The following is a 24,119-nucleotide window of genomic DNA, read 5'->3' as shown; positions in this document are numbered from 1 at the left end:
GCCCCCATTTTGCCTAAAGGAGGCCCTTGGTGCTGGGCACCCCCTCCCCGGTGAGGCGGGTGGCCCGGTGGAGGGCCCGGGCCAGGGCCTTGAAGCTGGCCTCCAGCACGTGGTGGGCCTCCCGGCCCGCCAGGAGGCGGAGGTGCAGGGTAAGGCGGCCATGGTTCACCAGGCCGCGGAGGAACTCCCGCAGGTGGTAGTGGTTCACCCCCCCTGCCGCCCCCACCACGGGCCAGTCCTCGGGGTGGTAGGCCAGGTGGGGCCTTCCCGAAAGGTCCAAGACGCAGAGGACCAGGGTTTCGTCCATGGGGGCGTAGGCCTCGGCGTAGCGCTCGAGGCCCACCCCCTCCCCCAGGGCCTCCTTGAGGGCCATGCCCAGGGCGATGCCCACGTCCTCCACCAGGTGGTGCACGTCCACCTCCAGGTCCCCCTTGGCCTCCACCTCCAGGAGGAAGCGGCCGTGGCGCTGGAGCTGGAGGAGCATGTGGTCCAGGAAGGCCAGGCCCGTGCCCACCTTCCCCCCCACGGGCCCGTCCAGGCCCAGGCGCACCCGCACCCAGGTCTCCGCCGTGGCCCGCTCCACGGAAGCCTCACGCATAGGCTACCTCAAAGGCCGCCCGCAGGAAGGCGTCCATCTCCTCCTTGCCCCCCACGGTAACCCGGAGGCAGCCCCGAAGCCCCGGGAGGTGGTCCTGCCGCCGCACCAGGATGCCCTGGGCTAAGAGGTGGCGGTGGGCCTCGGCCGCATCCGGGGTGCGCACCAGGAGGAAGTTGGTGTGGCTCGGATAGGGGCGCCAGGTGGGGTGGGAAAGGAGGCTTTGGTAGGCCCGCTCCCGTTCCCGCCGCACCCCCTCCACCACCTCCTGGACGTAGGCGGGGTTTTCCAAGACCACCTCCAGGATAACCCCGGTGTGGGCGGGAAGGACAAAGGGCGGCAGGACCTCCCGCACCACGCGGGCCACCTCAGGGGCGGCGAGGAGGTACCCGGCGCGGATCCCCCCCAAGGAAAAGGCCTTGGAAAAGGTGCGCAGGAAGGCCACATGGGGGTTTTCCCGCCCCAAAGGGCTAAAGTCGGTCCCAGCGAACTCCCGGTAGGCCTCGTCCACCACCAGAAGCCCCCCCACCTCCCGGGCCCGGGCCGCCAAGGCCTCCAGGGCCGCCTGGGGGAAGAGGGCCCCCGTGGGGGCGTGGGGGTTGGGAAGGAAAAGAACCCCGCCGGAGAAGGCCTGGAGGAGGGCCTCCAGGTCCAAAGCGAACCCCTCCCCAAGGGGCACCGCCCGGTAGGGGGTCCCCGCCACCTGGGCCGCGTGGGCGTAGTGGGGGAAGGAGGGGGAAAGGTCCAAGACCTCCTCCGCGGCCAGGCTGAGGGCCAGGATGAGGAGGTTGGACCCCGGGGCCAGCACCACGCCCTCCTCTGGCCACCCCACCTGGGCGGCCAACCGCCGGCGCAGGGACTCGGCGTGGATCTCCGGGTAACGGTTCCAGGGGAGGCGGGCCAGGCGGCTAAGGGCCTCCTCCTTGAGGGCCGCGGGCAGGTCCAGGGGGCTTTCGTTCTGGTCCAGCTTCACCGGGGCCTCCACCTTGCGGTAGGGGTAGGGGGAAAGGCCCCGGAGGTGCGCCTTAAAGGCCCGCATGGGAGGAGTATACCTAACGGAAGCGCTCGTACCCCCGCCGGGGCACGGGCTCCCCCCGGAGGTAGACCCCCCTCCCCTCCCCCACCCGGCCGGCGCGGAAAAGGGGCAGGCCCACCGCCTTCGCCTGGGCCAGGAGCTGGGCCTCCCCTTCGGGCGGCACCACCAGGACCGCCTCAAACTCCTCCCCCCCGTAAAGCACCAGCTCCAAGGCCGCCGCCTCGCTCCCGGCAAAGGCCAGGACATCGGGAAGGAGGGGCAGGGCCTCCAGGTCCACCCGCACCCCGAGTTCGGAAAGCTGCCAGAGGGTTTCCGCCAAGCCATCGGAGGAGTCCAGGCTCCCCCGCAAGGAGCCCGCCAGGGCCAAAAGCTCCAGCCGGGGCAGGGGGTAAAAGGCCGCCTGGCGGATGGCGGGGAAGGCCTCGAGGCTCCGCCCCTGGTAGTGGGCCCGGATGGCCGCCCCCACCCGCCCCCAGCGGTCCCCCGCCAGGTAGAGGAGGTCCCCAGGCAGGGCCCTCCGCGGCAAGGGGGTCCTGGTCCGGGCAAAGCCGGAAACGGTCAGGGCCACCTCGGAGGCGGCGTTGGTGTCCCCCCCGAGGAGGGGAGCCCCCAGGCGCCGGGCGGCCTCCGCCGCCCCCTGCACCAACTCCAGGGCGAAGGCCTCCTCCAGATCCGGAGGCAGGAAAAGCCCTAGGGTGAAGCCCAAGGGCCGGGCCATCTTGGCCAGGAGGTCCGAGGCCGTGGCCGCCACCCCCCGCCAGCCCACGGCGAAGGGCCCCATGCCGTCCAGGGCCACCTCCCGGTAGAGGAAGCCATCGGTCTTGAGGAGCCAGGCCTCCTCCCCCACCCACACCCCGCCGGCGTCGTCCCCAGGGGGCAAGGGGGCATCCTCGGGGTAGCCCAGGGGGGCCAGCCTAGCCAAAAGCCCGCGCTCCCCCAGGTCTTTCAGCCGCATACGCCTAGGCTAGGGTATCATGGCAGGGTGTGCCGGGTTGACCTGTGCCTGACACCGGCCCAAGGCCCCCTGATCCTGGTGGAGGTCCTGCCCGCGGGAAGCGTTCTCAGCTTCCTCCTGGCCCGAGGGGCAACGGAGGTCTGGACCGTTCCCGGGCCCAAGGTGGCCCGGCTCCTGGCGGGGGAGCTGGGCCCGGACACCCTCCTCCTGGGGGAAGCTGAGGGGTTTCCCCTGGAGGGTTTTCACGGACGCCCCTCCCTTCTGGACCTGGAAGGGACGCAAGTGGCGGGGAAAAGGGCCGTGCTGGTAGCCCCCCTCCTCAACCAAAGCCTCCTTCCCGGCGAGGAGGAGGTCTACCTGGCCGGCTTCCGCAACGCCAAGGCAGTTATGGATTTATTCCAGGGAAGCCAGCCCACCCTCCGCCCCGCCGGGGCCCCAGAACCCCTCCTCTCGGCGGTGGTGGCGGCAGGATTCCTGCAGAAAAAGCTCTGCCCCAAGGCCCCCACCTCCTTGGCCACCGCCCTCCTCCGGGCCTTCCCTGATCCCCAGGAGGCCCTCTTCCAGAGCCTCGAGGGCCAGGCCCTACACCGGCAGGGGCGGACCGAGGAGCTGGCCTGGGCCAGCCTCATCGGGGTGGACCCCGTGGTGCCCAGGCTGGCGGGGGTGCGCTTCTTCCCCAAGGAGGCCTTCGGCCTGAGCCAGGACCGCTACGCCCAGAGGTTCATCCCATGGAACGCTTAACCCTCTTAGGGCTTCCCCTGGACCCCGTGGACATGGAGGAAGCCCTCCGGCGCATCGGGGGCTTTCTAGAGGGGCAGGGCACCCACCAGGTGGTGACCCTGAACCCCGAGATCGCCGTCCGCGCCCAGGAGGACCAGGCCCTGAGGCGGGCCATAGGGGAGGCCGAGCTGGTCACCCCCGACGGGGTGGGGATCCTGTGGGCGGCGCGCAGGCTTCTGGGAGTGGAGCTGCGGGAACGGGTCACGGGGGTGGACCTCACCCTGGCCCTTTTCCACCGCTTTCCGGGCCTTAGGGTCTACCTCCTGGGGGGCAGGCCCGGGGTGGCGGAACGGGCCGCGGCGGAGGCCAGGCGCCTGGGAGCCGAGGTGGTAGGCTTCCACCACGGCTACTTTAGCGAGGAGGAGCCGGTGGTGGAGGCGGTACGCCGCCTAGCTCCCGACCTCCTCCTGGTGGGCATGGGGGAAAGGCAGGAAGCCTTCATCCACCGGCACAAGGCCCACCTAGGGGCCAAGGTGGCCATGGGGGTGGGGGGTACCCTGGACGTGCTGGCCGGGGAGGTCCAGCGCCCCCCCCTTTGGGCCCAGCGGCTGGGCGTGGAATGGCTGTTGCGGGTGGGCCTGGACCCCAAGCGCTGGCGGCGGGCCCCCCGGCTTTTCCGCTTCGCTTACATGGTCCTTAGGGAAAAGCGCTAGAATGCGCCCATGAGGCGCACCCTGGCCCTTCTCCTCCTCCTGGGGTCCAGCCTGGCCCAGGGCCTGGTCCTCCCCTTTGCGGGACCCGAGGGCTTCCGCCTGGCCCAGGCCTTCGCCCAGGGGCTCAAGGCCCCTCCCCCCACCCTGCTTTCCCTCCTCCTCCCCGACCTGCCCTGGCGGAACAGCTACGACTTCACAGGGGGGCTCTACACCGCGGCGGGGGCCCGGCTGGCCCAGGCGGCCACGGGGGCGGACTGGGTCCTTTTGGGGCAGCAGGAACCCCGGGGGCTTAGGCTCTTCCTGGCCGACGGGAAGGGCGTAAGGGGGGGGCTTTTCCCCACCCCGGAGCTGGGCTGGCTCTGGCTGCAAGGGCAAGGGCTGGCCCCGCGCTTTACCCCTCTCCCCTCCCCCACCCTGCCTGAGGCCCGGCTTAGGGCCCTGGCGGAAGGCCAAGACCCCGACCCCCTGCACCGATCGGCCCTGGACCTGCGGGAAGGGCGGGGGGCCGGGCTCCTGGAAGGCCTCTTGCCCAAGCGGCTTCTCCGCCTGTGGCAGGGCCAGCTTCCCCCCGCCTACGAGGCCTTCCGCCTCCTTTCCGAGGGGAAGCGGGAGGAGGCCCTGGGGCGGGCCAAGGCCCTCCTCCAGGGGGATGTCTTGGAGCGCACCGCCGGGCACCTCCTGCTGCGGGCCCTAGAGGACGAGGGCTGGAAGGCCTCGGCCCGGAAGCTGGCCCAAGCCTTCCCCGAGCTGCCCCTGGCCTGGGAGGAGGTGAGCTTCGCCGCCTTTGCCGAGGGCCAGGGCCAGGAGGCCCGGGAGGCCCTCCTCAAGGCCCTGGCCCTCCGCCCGGACTACTGGCTCTACTGGACCAACCTGGGCTGGGCCTACTACCTCACCGGGGACCTGCCGCGGGCCCTCCTGGCCTCCGAGCGGGCGGTGGCCCTGAACCCCAACGCCACCGCCTACTACAACCTGGGGCTTTTCCGGGCCATTTACGGGGACTACCTGGGGGCCAAGGCCGCCTACGACCGGGCCTTGCGCCTGGACGAGGGGGAGGATTTCCCAGAGGCCCTGAAGGACCTGGAGGAGAGGAAAGAACCCCTCACCCTCTTCTTCCGCGCCTACCTGGCCGAGCGGGCTGGGCTGGCCGCCCAGGAGCTCTACCGGGCTTTCCTAGAAAGCCACCCCACCCACCCCGCCGCCCCCGCCGCCGCCAGGGCCTTGAAGCGCCTCGGGGGAGAGGTGCGCCTCCGCCTGGAAAGGCTCACCCTCATCCCCGGGGACCTGGAAGCCCGGCCCTTCCGCGCCGGGGAGGCGGTCTTCCCCGAGGTGTTCCTGGAGGGAAGCCCTTACCTGGAGCGGGGCCGTTTGCGGACCCTCCTCCTCCGGGAAGGCCAGGTCCTCAAGGAGGAAGAAAAGCCCCTGGGCTTTCCGCCCCTCACCGCCGCCCTCCGGGAAACCGCCCCCGCCGTGATCCTTCCCGAGCCCGGGCGGTACACCCTCGAGGTGGACTACGGCAAGGCCCGCCTGCAGGTTTCCCTGGAGGTGGGCCCAGAAAGCCTGGCCCGCCGGCTCTATGCCTTGGGCCTCGAGGTGCGCGACCTCTCCGGCCAGCTCCTCCTCTCCCCCAAGGAGGCCCTGGGGGATGAGGGGGACCAGATCCTTCTGGAGCGCACCTTGGCCGCCCTGCGGGAGGCGGCCCCCTTGGCCAGCGCTACCCGCTTCACCACCCCCCTACCCCGGGGGCCTTATGCGGGCAAAAGCGTGCAAGAGCTTCTCCAGAACCCCAGCCCCGAGATGGTGCGGGCCTTTTTCCGGGCGGTCCTGGACTCCCCCGAACTCTTGGCGGAAAGCGACGTGGTGAATGCCCTGGTGGACTGGCTCCTTTCCCAGTAGGTCTTGGGCGGGGGCAAAAGGCGTAGCCCCCGGAGCCCATACTCCGGGGGCAGCCTCCTTTTGGTGGAGCCGACGGGACTCGAACCCGTGACCTCCTGAGTGCGATTCAGGCGCGCTCCCAGCTGCGCCACGGCCCCATGCGCCCTATAGGGTAGCAAGGGGGCTGGCCCTTGTCTAGTCCCCTTCCTTAAGGCGCACCTCCACCCGCCCCTTCTTGTCCTTTACGGAAAGGGTGGCCTTGGCCTTGCCCTTGCGGTACTCCGCCTTCCACTCCCCTTTCTTCACCTCATACTTCACCCGCACCCAACCGCGGCGGCGCAGGTCCTCGTCGTGGTGGCGAAAGACGGCCTCGGCCCGGGAGAAGTTGTAGACCACCACCATCCCCCGGGGCTCCGCCACCCGCTCCACCACCACCCCCTGGGGAAAGAGGTCAAAGGCCAAGGTGGCGGAAAGGCGTACCTCCAGGGCCCAGGCCGAAACCAGAAGGGGCAAAACCAGGATGAGGCTCCGCATACCCTAAGCCTAAGGCCGGGAAAGCCCTGGGCGGTGAGAGTCCCCTCAAGTACACTTAGGGCGTGGACGAAGCCTGGCGGAAGCTGGCCGAGCCCTTCCCTCCCGGGGAGGTGCAGTGGCGCATTGAGGCCCTTTCCAAGGATAGAAAGCGGGCCCTGGTGGTACCTTACGTGGATGCCCGCACCGTTTTGGACCGCCTGGACCGGGCGGTGGGCCCAGAAGGGTGGCAGGACAGCTACGAGGTGCTGGCCGACGAGGAACGCACCCTAAGGGATGAGCGGGGGGAAAGGCGGGAGCGCCTTTGCGAGGTGAAGTGCCGCCTCACCGTCTTGGGGGTCACCAAGGAGGACGTGGGCGAGGGGGACTCCCTCAAGGCCGCCTTCTCCGACGCCCTCAAGCGGGCCGCGGTCAAGTTCGGGGTGGGGCGCTACCTCTACCGCCTGGAGAAGCAGTGGGTGGACTACGATCCGGAAAAGGGCCGCTTCACCCCCCCGAGGCTCCCCGAGGCCGCCACCCCCGAGGAGGCGGAGGAAGAGGAAAAGCCCGAAGCCTACCGGCTCATTGACCAGCTCCTAGAGCGCCTGAAGGAAAAAGGGCTGGGCCGGGAGGCCGCCAGGATCGTGACCAAGTACGGGGGGTATGGCAAGACCCCTGAGGAAACCAAGCGCCTCTACGGGGAGCTCCGGTCCCTTCTGAAGGGATGAGGGTCGTTGCCGTTGGGGACCTGCACGGGAACTTTCCTGCCCTTTGGCGCCTTCTCCGCCTCGAGGGCCTGGCGGACCCCCTGTTGCAGCCCACGGAAGAACTGCGCTCGGGCCGCACCCGCCTCGTCCTCTTGGGAGACCTGGTCCACCCCAAGACGCAAAGGGATTACGAGCGCCTCACGGGCCTCACCCCCTTTGACCCCCAGGACCCCAACCACCTGCGCCTGGCCGCGGGGGCGCAGATCCGGGAGCTCTTTCGCCTGAAAGCCCTCCAAGAGGCATCGGAAGGCCACCTCACCATCCTCCTGGGCAACCACGACGAGGCGGCCCTGAAGGGGGAACCCCTTCTTGGCAACCGGCACCTCAAGCACCTGGAGTTCCACCCCGAATACGGGGGCAAAGCCCTCCCCCACGGCCTCAAGGCCTGGATGGAGGGCTTCCCCCGGGAACTTCTCCTAAACGGGGTCCACTTTGCCCACGTGGGCCCTGTGCCCTGGCTCCAGGAGTACGATGCCCTCTTCTACGCCCAGTCCGAGCCCAAGACCTGGTGGTTCCGCACCCCAGACTACGTGGAGCGGATGGGCTACCGCTTCGGGGTCTACGGCCACGTGCCCATGCGGGAGGGCATCCTCCTCAAGGAACGCTTCGCCCTCATCGACGCCCTGGACCTGGGGGAGTACCTGGAACTCTTCCCCGAGGAAGAACCCCTCCTCCTCCGGGTGAAACGCCTGCCCCATGCCTGAACGCCTCACCTCTCCCCAAGCGGTGCGGGAACTCCTCCTGCGCCACGGCCTCTTCGCCGACAAGCGCTTTGGGCAAAACTTCTTGGTCTCCGAGGCCTACCTCCGGCGCATCGTGGAGGCCGCCCAACCCCTTAGCGGCCCCGTCTACGAGGTGGGTCCGGGCCTAGGGGTCCTCACCCGGGCCCTGGCCCAGGCGGGGGCCGAGGTCACGGCCATAGAGAAGGACCTGCGCCTCAAACCCGTATTGGAAGAAACCCTAGAAGGCCTTCCCGTCCGCCTGGTCTTCGGGGATGCCCTCCGCTTCCCCTGGGAGGAGGTGCCCCCGGGGAGCCTTCTGGTGGCCAACCTCCCTTACCACATCGCCACCGCCCTCATCACCCGTCTTCTCCTCACGGGGCGCTTCGCCCGCCTGGTCTTCCTGGTGCAGAAGGAGGTGGCCGAGCGCATGGTGGCCCGGCCCGGCACCCCCCAGTACGGCCTCCTCACCCTGCGGGTGGCCCACCACGCCCGGGCGGAAAAGCTCTTGGACCTCCCCCCTGGAGCTTTCTTCCCTCCGCCCAAGGTCTATAGCAGCTTGGTGCGCCTCACCCCCCAAGGGGTCCCCGACGATCCCCAACTCTTCGGGCTGATCGCCGCCGCCTTCCGCCAGCGGCGCAAGACCCTGAAAAACGCCCTCCTGGCGGGCGGCTACCCCAAGGGGAAGGTGGAGGAGGGCCTGGCCCTCTTGGGGCTTTCGGAAAAGGTGCGCGCGGAGGAGGTGAGCCTCGAGGGCTTCCGCCGCCTGCGGGACATTTTATACACCAAAGTGTAGCTTTTCCTGGGCGATAAGGAAGGTCACTACACCAAAAAGCCCCTCTCCCGGTGTAGCCCAACCCATTTGTCCCGGAAAGGGGGTGGTAAGATGGGCGGGAAATGGGGTGGGGTTCCAGGGGTGCTGGGCCCCCACCTCGTGAAGGGATGCACGAAAGGAGGGGACCTTGGCGCCGATCGCGGAGTATGTAAACGTCCTGATCTATCTGGGGGTGGCCCTCTTCATCGGGGTGGCCGCCTTGGTGGTGGGGGCCCTTTTGGGCCCCAAAAAGCCCGGCAAGGCCAAGCTGATGCCCTACGAGTCGGGCAACGACCCCGCCGGAGAGGTGAAGCGCTTTCCCGTCCACTTCTACGTGGTGGCCATGCTCTTCATCCTCTTTGACGTGGAGGTGGCCTTCCTCTGGCCCTACGCAGTGAGCGCCGGGGGGCTTGGGCTCTATGGCTTCCTAGGGGTCTTGGCCTTCACCCTCCTCCTCTTTGTGGGCTTCCTCTACGAGTGGTGGAAGGGGGTGATGCGGTGGCACTGAAGGACCTCTTTGAGCGGGACGTACAGGAGCTGGAGCGGGAGGGGATTCTCTTCACCACCCTGGAAAAGCTGGTGGCCTGGGGGCGGTCCAACTCCCTCTGGCCCGCCACTTTCGGCCTGGCCTGCTGCGCCATTGAGATGATGGCCTCCACCGATGCCCGCAACGACCTATCCCGCTTTGGCTCGGAGGTCTTCCGGGCAAGCCCGCGCCAGGCCGACGTGATGATCGTGGCGGGCCGGCTTTCCAAGAAAATGGCCCCGGTGATGCGCCGGGTCTGGGAACAGATGCCCGACCCCAAGTGGGTGATCTCCATGGGGGCCTGCGCCAGCTCCGGGGGGATGTTCAACAACTACGCCATCGTGCAGAACGTGGACTCGGTGGTGCCGGTGGACGTCTACGTCCCAGGCTGCCCGCCCCGCCCCGAGGCCCTGATCTACGCGGTGATGCAGCTGCAAAAGAAGGTGCGGGGCCAGGCCTACGACGAAGGGGGGCGGAAGCTTCCGCCCGTGGCCGCCTGGCAGCGGGCAAGGGGGTGAGGCGTGCGGCTGGAACGCGTTTTGCAGGAAGCCCGGGCCAAGGGCTACGCCCTGGAGGACAACGGCCTCGGCAACCTCTGGGTGGTCCTGCCCCGGGAGCGCTTCAAGGAGGAGATGGCCCGCTACAAGGAGGCGGGCTTTAACTATCTGGCGGACATCGTGGGCCTGGACTACCTGGAGTACCCCGATCCCCGCCCCGAGCGTTTCGCCGTGGTCTACGAGCTGGTCTCCCTTCCGGGGTGGAAGGATGGGGATGGAAGCCGCTTCTTCGTCCGGGTCTACGTGCCCGAAGGGGATCCCAGGCTCCCCACGGTCACGGACCTCTGGGGTAGCGCCAACTTCCTGGAACGGGAGGTTTACGACATGTTCGGCATCCTCTTTGAGGGACACCCGGACCTGCGGAAGATCCTGACCCCGGAGGACCTCGAGGGCCACCCCTTGCGCAAGGACTTCCCCCTGGGGGAAACCCCCACCCTTTTCCGCGAAGGGCGCTTCATCGTCCCCAGCGAGTTCCGCGCCGCCATCACCGGGAAAAGCCCCGGCCTCACCCTGTACAGGGGCGGGAGCCGCAAAGGGTATAGGGCCCTTTGGGCCGACCTCACCAAGGCCAAGGAGGGGAGATGAAGGACTACCTGGACCTGGACCCGGTGGAAACCCTGGAGGAGCCCAAAGAACTCCGCACCGAGGTCATGACCCTGAACGTGGGCCCCCAGCACCCTTCCACCCACGGGGTCTTGCGGGTGGTGGTAACCCTGTCGGGGGAGGAAGTGCTGGACCTGGTCCCCCACATCGGCTACCTCCACACCGGCTTTGAGAAGAACATGGAGAACCGGACGTATACGCAGGTGATCACGTATACGCCCCGGATGGACTACCTCCATTCCTTCGCCCACGACCTGGCCTACGCCTTGGCGGTGGAAAAGCTGGTGGGGGCCGTGGTGCCGGAAAGGGCCCAGACCATCCGCATCCTCCTCAACGAGCTCTCCCGCCTGGCCAGCCACCTGGTCTTCCTGGGGACGGGGCTTTTGGACCTGGGGGCCCTTACCCCCTTCTTCTACGCCTTCCGCGAACGGGAGGCCATCCTGGACCTCTTTGAGTGGGTGACGGGGCAGCGCTTCCACCACAACTACATCCGCATCGGCGGGGTCAAGGAGGACCTGCCCGAGGAGTTCGTTCCCGAGCTGAAAAAGTTCCTGGAGGTCATGCCCCACCGCATCGACGAGTACGAGGCCCTCTTCGCCGAAAGCCCCATCTTCTACGAAAGGGCCCGGGGCGTGGGGGTGATCCCCCCGGAGGTGGCCATCGGTCTAGGCCTCACCGGGGGCTCCTTGCGGGCCAGCGGGGTGAACTACGACGTGCGCAAGGCGTACCCCTACGCGGGGTACGAGACCTACACCTTTGACGTGCCCCTGGGGGAACACGGGGACGTGTTTGACCGGATGATGGTCCGCATCCGGGAGATGCGGGAATCGGTAAAGATCATCCGGCAGGCCCTGGAGCGCTTGGAGCCCGGGCCCATCCGCGATCCCAACCCCCAGATCACCCCGCCCCCCCGCCACCTCCTGGAAACCTCCATGGAGGCGGTCATCTACCACTTCAAGCACTACACGGAAGGCTTCCACCCCCCCAAGGGAGAGGTGTACGTGCCCACGGAGTCGGCCCGGGGAGAGCTGGGCTACTACATCGTTTCCGACGGTGGGAGCATGCCCTACCGGGTGAAGGTGCGCGCCCCCAGCTTCGTCAACCTGCAAAGCCTGCCCTACGCCTGCAAGGGGGAACAGGTGCCGGACATGGTGGCCATCATCGCCAGCCTGGACCCCGTCATGGGGGACGTGGACCGCTAAGGGAGGAGAGATGGGGTTTTTTGACGACAAGCAGGACTTCCTGGAGGAAACCTTCGCCAAGTACCCGCCTGAGGGCCGGCGGGCCGCCATCATGCCCCTTCTCCGGCGGGTACAGCAGGAAGAGGGCTGGATCCGCCCCGACCGGATAGAGGAGATTGCGGCCCTGGTGGGCACCACCCCCACGGAGGTCATGGGGGTGGCGAGCTTCTACTCCTACTACCAGTTCGTGCCCACGGGCAAGTACCACCTACAGGTCTGCGCCACCTTGAGCTGCAAGCTGGCCGGGGCGGACGAGCTTTGGGACTACCTCACCGAACGCCTGGGCATCGGCCCGGGGGAGGTCACCCCGGACGGGCTTTTCAGCGTGCAGAAGGTGGAGTGCCTGGGGTCTTGCCATACCGCCCCCGTGGTCCAGGTGAACGACGAGCCCTACGTGGAGTGCGTGACCCGGGCCAGGCTGGAAGCCCTCCTGGAAGGCCTCAAGGCCGGCAAGCGGCCCGAGGAGATCCCCCTCCCGGGTCGGTGCGGCCACCACGTGCACGAGGTGGAGGTATGACGGGGCCCATCGTTTCCGGAAAAGACCCTCGCTTCACGCGAACCCTCTACGCCCACGTGGGCCAGGAGGGAAGCTGGACCCTGGACTACTACCTGCGGCACGGGGGGTACGAGACCGCCAAACGGGTCCTAAAGGAGAAGACCCCGGAAGAGGTCATTGAGGAGGTGAAGCGCTCAGGGCTACGGGGCCGGGGCGGGGCGGGCTTCCCCACGGGGGTGAAGTGGGGCTTCATGCCCAAGGATGGGCAGCAGCACTACCTCATCTGCAACGCCGACGAGTCCGAGCCCGGGAGCTTCAAGGACCGCTACATCCTGGAGGACGTGCCCCACCTCCTCATCGAGGGGATGATCCTGGCGGGGTACGCCATCCGGGCCACCGTGGGCTACGTCTACATCCGCGGGGAGTACCGGAGGGCGGCGGACCGCCTGGAGGCCGCCATCCGCGAGGCGCGGGAGAGGGGGTACCTGGGGAAGAACCTCTTCGGCACCGGGTTCTCCTTTGAGCTCCACGTGCACCGCGGGGCCGGGGCCTACATCTGCGGGGAGGAAACCGCCCTCATGAACTCCCTGGAGGGCCTCCGGGCCAACCCCCGCCTGAAACCCCCCTTCCCCGCCCAGTCGGGCCTCTGGGGCAAACCCACCACCATCAACAACGTGGAGACCCTGGCCGCGGTGGTGCCCATCCTGGAACGGGGGGCCGACTGGTTCGCCAGCATGGGCACGGAGCAGTCCAAGGGCATGAAGCTCTACCAGATCTCTGGGCCGGTGCGGCGCCCTGGGGTCTACGAGCTCCCCATGGGCACCACCCTGCGGGAGCTGATCTATGAATGGGCAGGCGGGCCCCTGGAGCCCATCCAGGCCCTCATCCCCGGGGGGTCCTCCACCCCGCCCTTGCCCTTCACGGACGAGGTGCTGGACACCCCCATGAGCTACGAGCACCTGCAGGCCAAGGGCTCCATGCTGGGCACGGGAGGGGTAATCCTGATCCCCGAGCGGGTGAGCATGGTGGACGCCATGTGGAACGTAACCCGCTTCTACGCCCACGAGTCCTGCGGCAAGTGCACGCCCTGCCGCGAGGGGGTGGCCGGGTTCATGGTGAACCTCTTCGCCAAGATCGGCACCGGCCAAGGGGAGGAAAAGGACGTGGAGAACCTGGAAGCCCTCCTCCCCCTCATCGAGGGCCGGAGTTTCTGCCCCTTGGCGGACGCGGCGGTGTGGCCGGTGAAGGGCTCGCTGAAGCACTTCAAGGACCAGTACCTGGCCCTGGCACGGGAGAAGCGGCCCGTGCCCAGGCCGAGCCTCTGGAGGTGAAGGTGGTCAGGGTCAAGGTCAACGACCGCATCGTGGAGGTACCCCCGGGGACCAGCGTGATGGACGCCGTCTTCCACGCGGGGTACGACGTGCCCCTCTTCTGCTCGGAAAAGCACCTCTCCCCCATCGGGGCCTGCCGCATGTGCCTGGTGCGCATCGGCCTCCCCAAGCGGGGGCCGGACGGGAAACCCCTCCTGACCCCAGAGGGGGAGCCGGAGATCGCCTGGCAGCCCAAGCTGGCGGCGAGCTGCGTCACCGCCGTGGCCGAGGGGATGGTGGTGGACACCCTTTCGGAGGTGGTGCGGGAGGCCCAGGCGGGGATGGTGGAGTTCACCCTCCTCAACCACCCCCTGGACTGCCCCACCTGCGATAAGGGTGGGGCTTGCGAGCTCCAGGACCGTACGGTGGAGTACGGGCTTTACGAGAAGTACTACCAGAAGGAGCCCCTGGAGCTTCCCGTCTACACCCGCTTTGAGTTCACCCGCCGCCACGTGGACAAGCACCACCCCCTCTCCCCCTTCGTGGTGCTGGACCGGGAGCGATGCATCCACTGCAAGCGGTGCGTGCGCTACTTTGAAGAAGTTCCAGGGGATGAGGTCCTGGACTTCATTGAACGGGGGGTGCATACCTTCATCGGCACCATGGACTTTGGCCTCCCCTCGGGCTTCTCGGGGAACATCACGGATATCTGCCCCGTGGGGGCCCTTCTGGACCTCACCGCCCGCTTCCGCGCCCGCAACTGGGAGATGGAGGAAACCCCCACCCACTGCGCCCTCTGCCCCGTGGGGTGCGGGATCACCGCGGACACCAGGAGCGGGGAGCTCCTCCGGGTCCGGGCCCGCGAGGTGCCCGAGGTCAACGAGATCTGGCTTTGCGATGCGGGCCGCTTCGGCCACGAGTGGGCGGACCAAGGGCGGCTCAAGACCCCCCTGGTGCGGCGGGGGGAGCGGCTGGTGGAGGCCACCTGGGAGGAGGCCTTCGCCGCCTTGCAGGCGGGCCTGCGGGGGGCCCGCAAGGAGGAGGTGGGGATCTACCTGGCCCACGACGCCACCCTGGAGGAGGGCCTGATGGCCGCGGAGCTGGCCAAGGCGCTCTCCACCCCCCACCTGGACTTTGAGGGCCGCACCGCCGCCCCGGCAAGCCTCTTCCCTCCCGCCACCCTGGAGGACCTCCTGCGGGCCGACTTCGCCCTGGTCCTGGGGGACCCCACGGAGGAAGCCCCCCTCCTCCACCTGCGCCTTTCCGAGTTCGTGCGCGACCTGAAGCCCCCCCACCGCTACGCCCACGGCACGCCCTTCGCCGACCTTTCCATCAAGGAGAGGATGCCCCGGCGCACCGACAAGATGGCCCTCTTTGCCCCCTACCGCGCCCCCCTGATGCGCTGGGCTGCCCTTCACGGGGTCCACGCCCCCGGGGAGGAGCGGGAGATCCTCCTGGCCCTTTTGGGGGAGAAGGAGGGGAGCGAGGCCATCCGGCGGGCCAAGGAGGCCTGGGAGCGGGCGGAGCGGCCCGTCCTCATCCTGGGGGCCGGCGTGTTGCAGGACGCGGTGGCCGCGGAAAGGGCCCGTCTCCTCGCCGAGCGCAAGGGGGCCAAGGTCCTGGCCATGACCCCGGCGGCCAACGCCCGGGGCCTCGAGGCCATGGGGGTCTGGCCCGGGGAGAAGGGGGCCGCCTGGGACGAGGCCGGAGCCCCCTACGCCTACTACGGCTACGTACCCCCGGAAGGGGCCCTTAGGGGAAAGCGCTTCGTGGTCCTGCACCTCAGCCACCTCCATCCCCTGGCGGAGCGCTACGCCCACGTGGTCCTTCCCGCCCCCACCTTCTACGAGCGCCGGGGCCACCTGGTGAACCTGGAGGGGCGGGTGCTGGCCCTCCACCCCGCCCCCGTGGAGAACGGAGAGGCGGAAGGGGCCATCCAGGCCCTGGCCCTCCTGGCCCAGGCCTTGGGGGTAAAGCCCCCCTTCCGCCTGGCCCTGGAGGTGGAGCGGGAACTGAAGGCGAGAAAGGTCCCCCCGCCCATGGGCCTTTTGGCCTACCGGAGCAAGGCCCTCAGGCCCAAGCCCCAGGAAGGCCGTCTCTATCTCAGGCCCAGCATGTGGAGGGGGCAGCAGCTCCAGGGCCGGGTGGCCCAGGCCGTGGCGCCCGAGCTTTGGGCCCATCCGGAGACCGCCAAGAAGGAGGCCCTCCTGGAAGGGGCCAAGGTGGCGGTGGAAACCCCCATGGGCCCCGTGGAGGCCCGGGTCGTCCTGCGGGAGGACCTGCCTGGGGGCTTCCTCTACCTCACGGCCCTGGGCCCCCTGGCAGGCTGGCGCCAGGAGGCCAGCCTCTTGGTACCCACAGGAGGTGACGCATGAGCTACCCCCTGGACCCCTACTGGATGGTGGCCTTGAAGGCCTTTTTGGTGGTGGTGGGCCTCCTCACCGCCTTCGCCTTCATGACCCTGATTGAGCGCAGGCTCCTGGCCCGCTTCCAGATCCGTCAGGGCCCCAACCGGGTAGGCCCCTGGGGCCTCTTCCAGCCCATCGCCGACGCCATCAAGAGCATTTTCAAGGAAGACCTGGTGGTGGAGCGGGCCGACAAGGTTCTCTTCGTCCTGGCCCCCCTCCTGGGCGTGGTCTTCGCCCTCCTGGCCTTCGGGGCCATCCCCTTCGGCCCCCCGGGAAGCTTCTTCGGCTACCAGCCCTGGGTGGTCAACCTGGACCTGGGCCTCCTCTACCTCTTCGCCGTGAGCGAGATGGCCATCTACGGCATCTTCCTGGCGGGCTGGGCCTCGGGGAGCAAGTACAGCCTCCTGGGCTCCTTGCGCTCCTCGGCCAGCCTCATCTCCTACGAGCTGGGCCTGGGCATCGCCCTCCTCGCCCCGGTCCTCCTGGTGGGCAGCCTGAACCTGAACGATATCGTCAACTGGCAGGCGGAGCACGGCTGGCTCTTCCTCTACGCCTTCCCCGCCTTCGTGGTCTACACCATCGCCGCCCTGGCTGAGGCCGCCCGCACCCCCTTTGACCTACCCGAGGCCGAGCAGGAGCTGGTGGGGGGGTACCACACGGAGTACAGCTCCATCAAGTGGGCCCTCTTCCAGATGACGGAGTACATCCACTTCATCACCGCCAGCGCCCTCATCCCCACCCTCTTCCTGGGCGGCTGGACCATGCCCTTCGCCAACGTCCCTTACCTCTGGATGTTCCTCAAGATCGCCTTCTTCCTCTTCTTCTTCATCTGGATCCGGGCCACCTGGTTCCGCCTGCGCTACGATCAGCTCCTGCGCTTTGGCTGGGGCTTCCTCTTCCCGGTGGCCCTCCTGTGGTTCCTGGTCACCGCCTTGGTGGTGGCCCTGGGCCTGCCCAAGACCTACCTCCTCTACCTCTCCGGCCTGAGCTTCCTGGTCCTCCTGGGCGGCCTCTTGTATAGCCCCAAGCCCGTACGCAAAGGAGGTGGCGCATGACCCTGAAAGCCCTGGCCCAGAGCCTGGGAATCACCCTCAAGTACCTTTTCTCCAAGCCCGTCACCGTCCCCTACCCCGACGCCCCCGTGGCCCTCAAGCCCCGCTTCCATGGCCGCCACGTCCTCACCCGGCACCCCAACGGCCTGGAGAAGTGCATCGGCTGCTCCTTGTGCGCCGCCGCCTGCCCCGCCTACGCCATCTACGTGGAGCCCGCGGAGAACGACCCGGAAAACCCGGTCTCCGCAGGGGAGCGGTACGCCAAGGTCTACGAGATCAACATGCTCCGCTGCATCTTCTGCGGGCTCTGCGAGGAGGCCTGCCCCACGGGGGCCATCGTCCTGGGGTACGACTTTGAGATGGCGGATTACCAGTACTCCGACCTCATCTACGGCAAAGAGGACATGCTGGTGGACATCCAGGGCACCAAACCCCAGCGGCGGGAGGCCAAGATGACCGGAAAGCCGGTCAAGCCCGGCTACGTGGTGCCCTACGTTCGCCCGGAGCTGGAGGGCTTCCAAGCCCCCACGGAAGGAGGGAAGCGGTGAGCCCTTGGGAAGCCTTGGCCCTCTTCCTCCTCCTCGGCACCGGGGTCCTGGTGGTGACTCTGCGCAACGCCATCCACGCCGCCTTGGCCCTCATCGCCAACTTTCTGGTCCTGGCCGGGGCCTACGTGGCCCTGGACGCACGCTTCTTAGGCTTTATCCAGATCATCGTGTACGCCGGGGCCATCGTGGTCCTCTTCCTCTTTGTCATCATGCTCCTCTTCGCCGCCCAGGGGGAGGTGGGGTTTGATCCCCTGGTGCGCTCCAAGCCCCTGGCTGCCCTTCTGGCCCTGGGGGTAGGCCTTTTCCTGCTTTCGGGGATGGTGGGCCTGGGGCTTAGCTTCCAGAAGGATCTGGGAGGAGGGCTGCCCCAGGCCCTGGGGCCCCTCCTCTACGGGGACTGGCTCCTCGTCCTCCTGGCGGTGGGCTTCCTCCTCATGGCGGCCACGGTGGTGGCCGTGGCCCTGGTCCAGCCCAGCCGGCCCCTGGACGCCCTGCGCCCCGAGGAGCGCAAGGAGGAGAAGGAGGTGGTGGGATGAGCTACCTCTTCGCCTCGGCCCTCCTCTTCGCCCTGGGGGTGTATGGGGTGCTCACCCGGAGGACCGCCATTTTGGTCTTCCTCTCCATTGAGCTGATGCTGAACGCGGCCAACCTCTCCTTGGTGGGCTTCGCCCGGGCGTACGGCCTCGAGGGCCAGGTGGCCGCCCTCATGGTCATCGCCATCGCCGCCGCGGAGGTGGCGGTGGGGCTCGGCCTCATCGTGGCCATCTTCCGCCACCGGGAAAGCACCGCGGTGGACGACCTTTCCGAGCTTAGGGGGTAAGCATGGCCTTGCTTCTCACCATCCTCCTTCCCCTTCTGGGGTTCGCCCTCTTGGGCCTTTTCGGCAAGCGGATGCGGGAGCCTTGGCCCGGGGTGCTGGCCTCGGGATTGGTCCTGGCCTCCTTCCTCCTGGGGGTGGGCCTCCTCCTCCAGGGCGGGGCCCGCTTCCAGGTGGAATGGCTTCCTGGGATCCCCTTCAGCCTCCTCCTAGACAACCTTTCCGGCTTCATGCTCATGATCGTGGCCGGGGTGGGCTTCCTCATCCACGTCTACGCCATCGGCTACATGCACGGGGATCCCGGCTACAGCCGCTTCTTCGCCTACTTCAACCTCTTCATCGCCATGATGCTCACCCTGGTCCTGGCCGATAGCTACCCGGTGATGTTCATCGGCTGGGAAGGGGTGGGCCTGGCCAGCTTCCTCCTCATCGGCTTCTGGTACCAGAACACCCAGTACGCCGATAGCGCCCGCAAGGCCTTCATCGTGAACCGCATCGGCGACCTGGGCTTCATGCTGGGCATGGCCATCCTCTGGGCCCTCTACGGCACCCTCTCCATCTCCGAGCTCAAGGAGGCCCTGGAAGGGCCCTTGAAGAACCCCAGCCTCCTGGCCCTGGCCGGCCTCTTCCTCTTCCTGGGGGCGGTGGGGAAAAGCGCCCAGGTGCCCCTCATGGTCTGGCTCCCCGACGCCATGGCCGGCCCCACCCCGGTTTCCGCCCTCATCCATGCCGCCACCATGGTGACCGCCGGGGTCTACCTGGTGGCCCGAAGCTCCTTCCTCTACAGCGTCCTTCCCGACGTTTCCTATACCATCGCCGTCATCGGCCTCCTCACCGCCTTTTACGGGGCCCTTTCCGCCTTTGGGCAGAACGATATCAAGAAGATTGTCGCCTACTCCACCATCAGCCAGCTGGGGTACATGTTCCTGGCCGCCGGGGTGGGGGCCTACTGGGTGGCCCTCTTCCACGTCTTCACCCACGCCTTCTTTAAGGCCCTCCTTTTCCTGGCCTCGGGCAGCGTGATCCACGCCCTGGGCGGGGAACAGGACGTGCGCAAGATGGGCGGGCTTTGGAAGCACCTGCCCCTGACCCGCTGGCACGGCCTCATCGGAGCCTTGGCCCTGGGAGGGCTTCCCCTCCTCTCGGGCTTCTGGTCCAAGGACGCCATCCTCACCGCCACCCTCACCTACCCCTTTGGGGGGGTAGGGTTCTACGTGGGGGCCCTTCTGGTGGCGGTGCTTACGGCCATGTACGCCATGCGCTGGTTCGTCCTGGTCTTCCTGGGTGAGGAAAGGGGCCACCACCACCCCCACGAGGCCCCGCCCGTCATGCTCTGGCCCAACCACCTTCTGGCCCTGGGCTCGGTGCTGGCGGGGTATCTGGCCCTGCCCCATCCCTTGCCCAACCTCCTCATGCCCTACCTGAAGCCGGCTCTGGCGGAGCTGGAGCACCACCACCTCTCCTTGGGGGCGGAGTGGGGGCTCATCGCCCTCTCGGGGGCCGTGGCCCTTCTGGGCCTCTGGCTTGGCTACACCTTCTTCCAGCGCAAGGCCCTTCCCGCCTGGTACCAGGCCTTTGAGGCCTGGAGCCGGGAGAGCTTCTATGTGGACCGCCTCTACAACGCCCTCCTGGTCAACCCCCTCAAGGCCCTGGCCGAGGCCCTCTTCTATGGGGATGCCGGCCTTCTTCGCGGCTACTTTGGCCTGGGGGGTGGGGTGCGCTCCTTAGGACAAGGAGCGGCCCGGCTGCAAGCCGGCTACCTTAGGGTCTACGCCCTCCTCTTCGTGGTAGGCGTCCTGGTCCTCTTGGGGGTGATGCGGTGGTAGTCTTGGCCATCCTCCTACCCATCCTGTTCGGCATCCTGCTCCTTTTGGGCCTGCCCCGGGTCTTAGGCCTCCTGGGGGCGGGGCTCGGCTTCCTCCTCAACCTCTACCTCTTCCTGACCCACCCGGGAGGGGTGGCCCACGGGGTGGAACTCCCCCTTCTGCCCGGGGCAGGGGTCTACTGGGCCTTCGGCCTGGACGGGCTTTCCGCCCTCTTCTTCCTCACCCTCGGGCTTACGGTCTTCCTGGGGGCCCTGGTGGCCCGGGTGGAGGGGCGGTTCCTGGGCCTGGCCCTCTTGATGGAGGGCCTCCTCCTGGGGCTTTTCGCCGCCAGGGATCTGGTGGTCTTCTACCTCTTCTTTGAGGCGGCCCTGATCCCCGCCCTCCTCATGCTCCTCCTCTACGGGGGGGCGGGACGGGTGCGGGCCCTTTACACCTTCCTCCTCTTCACCCTGGCCGGTTCCTTGCCCATGCTGGCCGCCATCCTGGCGGTGAAGGTCCTGGGGGGAAGCCCCACCTTCCTCCTCTCCGACCTCCTGGCCCACCCGGTGAAGGGGAGTGCGGCCTTCTGGGTCTTCCTGGGCTTCGCCTTGGCCTTTGCCATCAAGACCCCCCTCTTCCCCCTCCACGCCTGGCTGCCCCTCTTCCACCAGGAGAACCACCCCTCCGGCCTGGCGGACGCCCTGGGCACCCTGTACAAGGTGGGGGTTTTCGCCTTCTTCCGCTTCGCCATCCCCCTGGCCCCCGAGGGGTTCGCCGAGCTCCAGGGCCTTCTTCTCCTCCTGGCCGCCCTGGGCGCCTTGTATGGGGCCTGGGTGGCCTTCTCTGCCCAGGACTTCAAGACCCTCCTGGCCTATGCGGGGATCTCCCACATGGGGGTGGCGGCCTTGGGGGTCTTCTCCGGCACCGAGGAAGGGGCCTTGGGCGGGCTTTACCTTCTGGCCGCCAGCGGGATCTACACCGGGGGGCTTTTCCTCCTGGCGGGGAGGCTATACGAGCGGGTGCACACCCTGGAGATAGGCCGCTACCGGGGCCTGGCCCAAAGCGCCCCGGGCCTCGCCGCCCTGGCCCTCTTCCTCTTTCTGGCCATGGTGGGCCTGCCGGGGCTTTCCGGCTTCCCTGGGGAGTTCCTCACCCTGCTTGGGGCCTACCAGGCCAGCCCCTGGCTTACCGCCTTGGCCTTCCTCTCGGTGATCGCCGGGGCCGCCTACGCCCTCACCGCCTTCCAAAGGGTCTTCTGGGAAAGGGGGGACAAGGGGGTAAAGGACCTGGCCCAGGAGGAATGGCCCTTCGCCTTCCTGGCGGTGGCCGCCTTGGTCCTCATGGGGGTCTTCCCCGGCTTCTTCTTAGAAGGCCTTAGGCCCTTGGCGGAGGCCTTCGCCCAGCTCCTTGGAGGTGGCGCATGACCCTCCTGGTCCTGGCCCTCTTTTCCGTGGTCCTGACCCTTCTGGGTTTCTTTGTATCCGTTGGGATTTTCAAACGGCTCACCCTCCTGGGGCTTTCCCTGGGGGTCCTGGCCCTCCTCGCCACCTGGGGACGGGCCGAGGCCTTCGGGCCCTACCAGGTGGACGGGGTGAGCCGGGCCTTTACCCTGCTGGCCCTCCTGGGGGGGCTCTGGACGGTGGGCTTGGTGCGCACCCGGCGGTTTGAGTTCTACCTCCTGGTGCTCTACGCCGTCACCGGGATGCACCTTTTGGCCTCCACCAAGAACCTGATCCTGATGCTGGTGGCCCTCGAGGCCCTCTCCCTACCCCTTTATGCCCTAGCCACCTGGCGGCGGGGGGAAGGCTTGGAGGCCGCCCTCAAGTACTTCCTCCTAGGGGCGTTGGCCGCGGCCTTCTTCCTCTATGGCACCGCCCTCCACTACGGGGCCACGGGCAGCCTCCTGGCCGGCACCCCTGGGGAGGGCCCCCTCTACGCCCTGGCCTTAGGCCTCCTCCTGGTGGGCCTGGGCTTCAAGGTGGCCCTGGCCCCCTTCCACTTCTGGACCCCCGACGTCTACCAGGGTAGCCCCACCCCGGTGGTCCTCTTCATGGCCACGGGGGTGAAGGCCGCGGCCTTCGCCGCCCTCCTAAGGGTGGCCGCCCCAGGGGCCCCTGAGGCCTTGGGCCTTCTCATCGCCCTCTCGGTCTTGGTGGGCAACCTGGCGGCTTTGGCCCAGAAGGAGGCCAAGCGGCTTCTGGCCTACTCCTCCATCGCCCATGCAGGGTACATGGCCCTGGCCCTCTACACGGGGAACGCCCAGGCCTTGGGCTTCTACCTCCTCACCTATGTCCTGGCCACCGGGCTCGCCTTCGCCGTCCTCTCCGAGCTCTCCCCCGACCGGATACCCCTGGAGGGCCTCCGAGGCCTCTTCCACCGCGACCCCCTCCTGGGCCTGGCCCTCCTGGTGGCCGCCCTCTCCCTCCTGGGCCTGCCGCCTTTGGCCGGCTTCTGGGGGAAGTATCTGGTCTTCACCGAGGCGGCCAAGGCCGGGCAGTGGGGGCTTCTGGTCCTGGCCCTCCTCACCAGCGCGGTGAGCGCTTACTACTACCTGGGCCTGGGCCTGGCCGTCTTCCAAAAGGGGGAGGCGGCCACCGCACCTCGGCCCCTGGCCCGGGGCGTGGCCTTCCTGGTAGCCCTCTTCCTCCTCCTCCTGGGCCTTTTCCCGGGGGCCCTCCTCCCCGCCTTCGCCCTGGGAGGCTAGGCTCGGCATCCACTGGTCAAGGGGGCCCAAGAGGCCCCCTTGCCTTTGCCCGGGCACCGGGCTAGAGTAGGGGCAAACCGTGGACCGCCTGTCCCCTGAGCTCTTGCGCAAGGACCCCTTGGCCTACGTGGCCCGGGGGGCGGAGGCCTTGCCCAAGGAACTGCGCGGGGCGTGGCTCCTAGGGGTAACCAGCGGCTTCCTCTGGCCCGAGGCCCCGCCCCCCAAGGACCTCCCCGCCTTCTTCCGGCGCCTCGAGGGGGCCTGGCGGGAAGCCGAGGCCTTCTTTTTGGAAACGGGCCTGGACTTCCCCGTCCTGGTCAGCGAGTGGGCCAGGAAGGCCCTAGAACCCCTCCTCCACCGCAAAAGGCGCCCGGGCTACCCTCGCTTGCGCCAGGCCTTCCTCCTGGGAAGGGCCTTGGGCCAGGCCCTGCGGGAACGGCAGCCCTAGCTACAGGATCCGCTTCCCCAGGAGGCTTAAGGCCAGGCCCACCATCATCTCCGCCGTGCGGTTCCTCTCGTCCAGGATGGGGTTCACCTCCACCAGGTCCAGGCTTTGCACCCGTCCCGACTGGGCCAGGATCTCCATGAGGAGATGGGCCTCCCGGTAGGTAAGCCCCCCCGGCACCGGGGTCCCCACCCCCGGGGCCAGGGTGGGGTCCAGGACATCGGCATCCAGGGAAACGTGCAGGGGCAGGCCAGAAAGCCTTTCCAGCACCTCCTCGGCGATCCGGGCTATCCCCAGGCGGTCCACCTCGTGCATGGTGTAGACCAAAACCCCGGCCTCCCCTAGAAGCCGCCTTTCCCCGGGATCTATGCTCCGCACCCCGATGAGGGCCACGTCCTTGGGGTCCACCGACCGGAAGGCCTCCACCAGCCTCGGGTGGCCCAGGCCGGAAAGCACCGCCAGGGGCATGCCGTGGATGTTGCCGGAGGGGCTGGTTTCCGGGGTGTTGAAGTCGGCGTGGGCATCCACCCAGACCACCCCCAGCCGCCCCCGGGCCACCCCGGAGACCGAGCCCATGCTGAGGGAATGGTCTCCCCCTAAGACGATGGGGAAGACCCCTCGGGGAAGGGCCCTAAGCCGCTCCTGGAGCTCTAAGGCCGCCTGGCGGATCTCCTCCAGGTAGGGCCCCTTGCGGGCCCTTAGGGTTTCCGCCAGGGGGACGCGCACATCCCCCAGGTCCTCCACCCCATACCCCAGGGCCTCCAGCTCCTCCAGAAGCCGGGCGTAGCGCAAGGCCGAGGGCCCCATGTCCACCCCGCGCCGCCCAGACCCCAGGTCCATGGGCACGCCGATCACCGCTACCCGGTCCATGGGGGGCATGGTAGCAGAAAGGCCCATGCACCGCCC

General features: G+C 68.3%; 26 protein-coding genes and 1 tRNA gene. 21 read left to right on the top strand and 6 right to left on the bottom strand.

All coding sequences use genetic code 11. The annotated features are described in order from the left end of the window. Positions 1–13: 13 nt before the first annotated feature. From hisB to TCCBUS3UF1_RS03755, 3 genes are read right to left on the bottom strand one after another with little or no spacing between them, the layout of a single operon-like run. Positions 14–598 carry an imidazoleglycerol-phosphate dehydratase HisB gene (hisB, locus tag TCCBUS3UF1_RS03765; protein WP_014515174.1) on the bottom strand — a complete coding sequence of 195 codons (585 nt, stop codon included), beginning with the start codon at positions 596–598 and terminating at the stop codon, positions 14–16. Further along, positions 591–1,634, bottom strand: coding sequence for a histidinol-phosphate transaminase (locus tag TCCBUS3UF1_RS03760; protein ID WP_014515173.1), 1,044 nt, complete (start codon positions 1,632–1,634; stop codon positions 591–593). The genes hisB and TCCBUS3UF1_RS03760 overlap by 8 nt, the downstream gene beginning before the upstream one ends. A 13-nt stretch (positions 1,635–1,647) precedes the next feature. After that, the gene (locus tag TCCBUS3UF1_RS03755) at positions 1,648–2,586 is read right to left on the bottom strand and encodes a thiamine-monophosphate kinase (RefSeq protein ID WP_014515172.1); all 939 of its coding nucleotides are present in this window, start codon (positions 2,584–2,586) and stop codon (positions 1,648–1,650) included. A gap of 27 nt (positions 2,587–2,613) precedes the next feature. Here TCCBUS3UF1_RS03755 and TCCBUS3UF1_RS03750 point away from each other — a divergent pair, with 27 nt between their 5' ends. From TCCBUS3UF1_RS03750 to TCCBUS3UF1_RS03740, 3 genes are read left to right on the top strand one after another with little or no spacing between them, the layout of a single operon-like run. After that, the gene (locus TCCBUS3UF1_RS03750) at positions 2,614–3,327 is read left to right on the top strand and encodes a 2-phosphosulfolactate phosphatase (protein ID WP_041433745.1); all 714 of its coding nucleotides are present in this window, start codon (positions 2,614–2,616) and stop codon (positions 3,325–3,327) included. Further along, complete coding sequence (locus TCCBUS3UF1_RS03745) at positions 3,315–4,019, top strand: WecB/TagA/CpsF family glycosyltransferase (protein ID WP_014515170.1); 705 nt, start codon at positions 3,315–3,317, stop codon at positions 4,017–4,019. The genes TCCBUS3UF1_RS03750 and TCCBUS3UF1_RS03745 overlap by 13 nt, the downstream gene beginning before the upstream one ends. A gap of 9 nt (positions 4,020–4,028) precedes the next feature. Further along, on the top strand, positions 4,029–5,912 hold the full coding sequence (locus tag TCCBUS3UF1_RS03740; RefSeq protein WP_014515169.1) for a hypothetical protein: 1,884 nt from the start codon (positions 4,029–4,031) through the stop codon (positions 5,910–5,912). Positions 5,913–5,973: 61 nt separating this feature from the next. Here the strand turns inward: TCCBUS3UF1_RS03740 and TCCBUS3UF1_RS03735 are convergent. Both TCCBUS3UF1_RS03735 and TCCBUS3UF1_RS03730 read right to left on the bottom strand, forming a co-directional pair. After that, a tRNA-Ala gene (locus tag TCCBUS3UF1_RS03735) sits at positions 5,974–6,049 on the bottom strand. 37 nt (positions 6,050–6,086) lie between these two features. After that, positions 6,087–6,425, bottom strand: a complete 339-nt coding sequence (locus tag TCCBUS3UF1_RS03730) for a hypothetical protein (RefSeq protein ID WP_014515168.1) — start codon at positions 6,423–6,425, stop codon at positions 6,087–6,089. A 62-nt stretch (positions 6,426–6,487) separates the two neighbouring features. On the opposite strand from TCCBUS3UF1_RS03730, the gene TCCBUS3UF1_RS03725 reads away from it, so the two are divergent. The 18 genes from TCCBUS3UF1_RS03725 (at position 6,488) to TCCBUS3UF1_RS03640 (ending at position 23,216) form a co-directional block, all read left to right on the top strand. Next, on the top strand, positions 6,488–7,129 hold the full coding sequence (locus TCCBUS3UF1_RS03725) for a Rad52/Rad22 family DNA repair protein (RefSeq protein WP_014515167.1): 642 nt from the start codon (positions 6,488–6,490) through the stop codon (positions 7,127–7,129). Continuing rightward, on the top strand, positions 7,126–7,872 hold the full coding sequence (locus TCCBUS3UF1_RS03720) for a metallophosphoesterase (protein WP_014515166.1): 747 nt from the start codon (positions 7,126–7,128) through the stop codon (positions 7,870–7,872). The genes TCCBUS3UF1_RS03725 and TCCBUS3UF1_RS03720 overlap by 4 nt, the downstream gene beginning before the upstream one ends. After that, positions 7,865–8,683, top strand: coding sequence for a 16S rRNA (adenine(1518)-N(6)/adenine(1519)-N(6))-dimethyltransferase RsmA (gene rsmA, locus TCCBUS3UF1_RS03715; protein WP_014515165.1), 819 nt, complete (start codon positions 7,865–7,867; stop codon positions 8,681–8,683). Before TCCBUS3UF1_RS03720 ends, rsmA begins: the two co-directional genes overlap by 8 nt. A 166-nt stretch (positions 8,684–8,849) precedes the next feature. Beyond that, the gene (locus tag TCCBUS3UF1_RS03710; RefSeq protein WP_014515163.1) at positions 8,850–9,209 is read left to right on the top strand and encodes an NADH-quinone oxidoreductase subunit A; all 360 of its coding nucleotides are present in this window, start codon (positions 8,850–8,852) and stop codon (positions 9,207–9,209) included. Then, entirely contained in the window at positions 9,200–9,745 is a 546-nt protein-coding gene (locus tag TCCBUS3UF1_RS03705) for an NADH-quinone oxidoreductase subunit B family protein (protein ID WP_014515162.1), read from the top strand. The genes TCCBUS3UF1_RS03710 and TCCBUS3UF1_RS03705 overlap by 10 nt, the downstream gene beginning before the upstream one ends. 3 nt (positions 9,746–9,748) lie before the next feature. Then, entirely contained in the window at positions 9,749–10,369 is a 621-nt protein-coding gene (locus TCCBUS3UF1_RS03700) for an NADH-quinone oxidoreductase subunit C (RefSeq protein ID WP_014515161.1), read from the top strand. Next, a complete protein-coding gene (nuoD, locus tag TCCBUS3UF1_RS03695; protein ID WP_014515160.1) occupies positions 10,366–11,589 on the top strand; it encodes an NADH dehydrogenase (quinone) subunit D in 1,224 nt (407 codons plus the stop codon). The genes TCCBUS3UF1_RS03700 and nuoD overlap by 4 nt, the downstream gene beginning before the upstream one ends. Positions 11,590–11,599: 10 nt before the next feature. Continuing rightward, the gene (gene nuoE / locus TCCBUS3UF1_RS03690) at positions 11,600–12,145 is read left to right on the top strand and encodes an NADH-quinone oxidoreductase subunit NuoE (protein WP_014515159.1); all 546 of its coding nucleotides are present in this window, start codon (positions 11,600–11,602) and stop codon (positions 12,143–12,145) included. Next, positions 12,142–13,455, top strand: coding sequence for an NADH-quinone oxidoreductase subunit NuoF (gene nuoF, locus TCCBUS3UF1_RS03685; protein WP_014515158.1), 1,314 nt, complete (start codon positions 12,142–12,144; stop codon positions 13,453–13,455). The genes nuoE and nuoF overlap by 4 nt, the downstream gene beginning before the upstream one ends. A gap of 2 nt (positions 13,456–13,457) precedes the next feature. Then, positions 13,458–15,809 carry an NADH-quinone oxidoreductase subunit NuoG gene (gene nuoG / locus TCCBUS3UF1_RS03680; RefSeq protein ID WP_014515157.1) on the top strand — a complete coding sequence of 784 codons (2,352 nt, stop codon included), beginning with the start codon at positions 13,458–13,460 and terminating at the stop codon, positions 15,807–15,809. Continuing rightward, complete coding sequence (nuoH, locus tag TCCBUS3UF1_RS03675) at positions 15,806–16,897, top strand: NADH-quinone oxidoreductase subunit NuoH (protein ID WP_014515156.1); 1,092 nt, start codon at positions 15,806–15,808, stop codon at positions 16,895–16,897. The genes nuoG and nuoH overlap by 4 nt, the downstream gene beginning before the upstream one ends. Continuing rightward, positions 16,894–17,442: an NADH-quinone oxidoreductase subunit NuoI gene (nuoI, locus tag TCCBUS3UF1_RS03670; RefSeq protein WP_014515155.1), complete on the top strand. Its 549-nt coding sequence runs from the start codon at positions 16,894–16,896 to the stop codon at positions 17,440–17,442. The genes nuoH and nuoI overlap by 4 nt, the downstream gene beginning before the upstream one ends. Next, positions 17,439–17,978: an NADH-quinone oxidoreductase subunit J gene (locus tag TCCBUS3UF1_RS03665; RefSeq protein WP_014515154.1), complete on the top strand. Its 540-nt coding sequence runs from the start codon at positions 17,439–17,441 to the stop codon at positions 17,976–17,978. The genes nuoI and TCCBUS3UF1_RS03665 overlap by 4 nt, the downstream gene beginning before the upstream one ends. Then, positions 17,975–18,262 carry an NADH-quinone oxidoreductase subunit NuoK gene (nuoK, locus tag TCCBUS3UF1_RS03660; protein ID WP_014515153.1) on the top strand — a complete coding sequence of 96 codons (288 nt, stop codon included), beginning with the start codon at positions 17,975–17,977 and terminating at the stop codon, positions 18,260–18,262. The genes TCCBUS3UF1_RS03665 and nuoK overlap by 4 nt, the downstream gene beginning before the upstream one ends. A gap of 2 nt (positions 18,263–18,264) precedes the next feature. Continuing rightward, positions 18,265–20,085, top strand: coding sequence for an NADH-quinone oxidoreductase subunit L (gene nuoL / locus TCCBUS3UF1_RS03655; RefSeq protein WP_014515152.1), 1,821 nt, complete (start codon positions 18,265–18,267; stop codon positions 20,083–20,085). Continuing rightward, a complete protein-coding gene (locus TCCBUS3UF1_RS03650) occupies positions 20,079–21,488 on the top strand; it encodes a NuoM family protein (RefSeq protein WP_014515151.1) in 1,410 nt (469 codons plus the stop codon). The genes nuoL and TCCBUS3UF1_RS03650 overlap by 7 nt, the downstream gene beginning before the upstream one ends. Further along, entirely contained in the window at positions 21,485–22,768 is a 1,284-nt protein-coding gene (locus TCCBUS3UF1_RS03645) for an NADH-quinone oxidoreductase subunit N (RefSeq protein WP_014515150.1), read from the top strand. The genes TCCBUS3UF1_RS03650 and TCCBUS3UF1_RS03645 overlap by 4 nt, the downstream gene beginning before the upstream one ends. Positions 22,769–22,847: 79 nt before the next feature. Further along, entirely contained in the window at positions 22,848–23,216 is a 369-nt protein-coding gene (locus TCCBUS3UF1_RS03640; RefSeq protein ID WP_014515149.1) for a hypothetical protein, read from the top strand. Here the strand turns inward: TCCBUS3UF1_RS03640 and rocF are convergent, their stop codons facing one another. Next, entirely contained in the window at positions 23,217–24,092 is an 876-nt protein-coding gene (gene rocF, locus TCCBUS3UF1_RS03635; protein WP_196793735.1) for an arginase, read from the bottom strand. Positions 24,093–24,119: the final 27 nt, after the last annotated feature.

Source organism: Thermus sp. CCB_US3_UF1 (genome assembly GCF_000236585.1).
Lineage (GTDB): Bacteria > Deinococcota > Deinococci > Deinococcales > Thermaceae > Thermus.
Note: the sequence above shows the minus strand (reverse complement) of the source record. Positions and strands in the feature narration are given on the sequence as shown.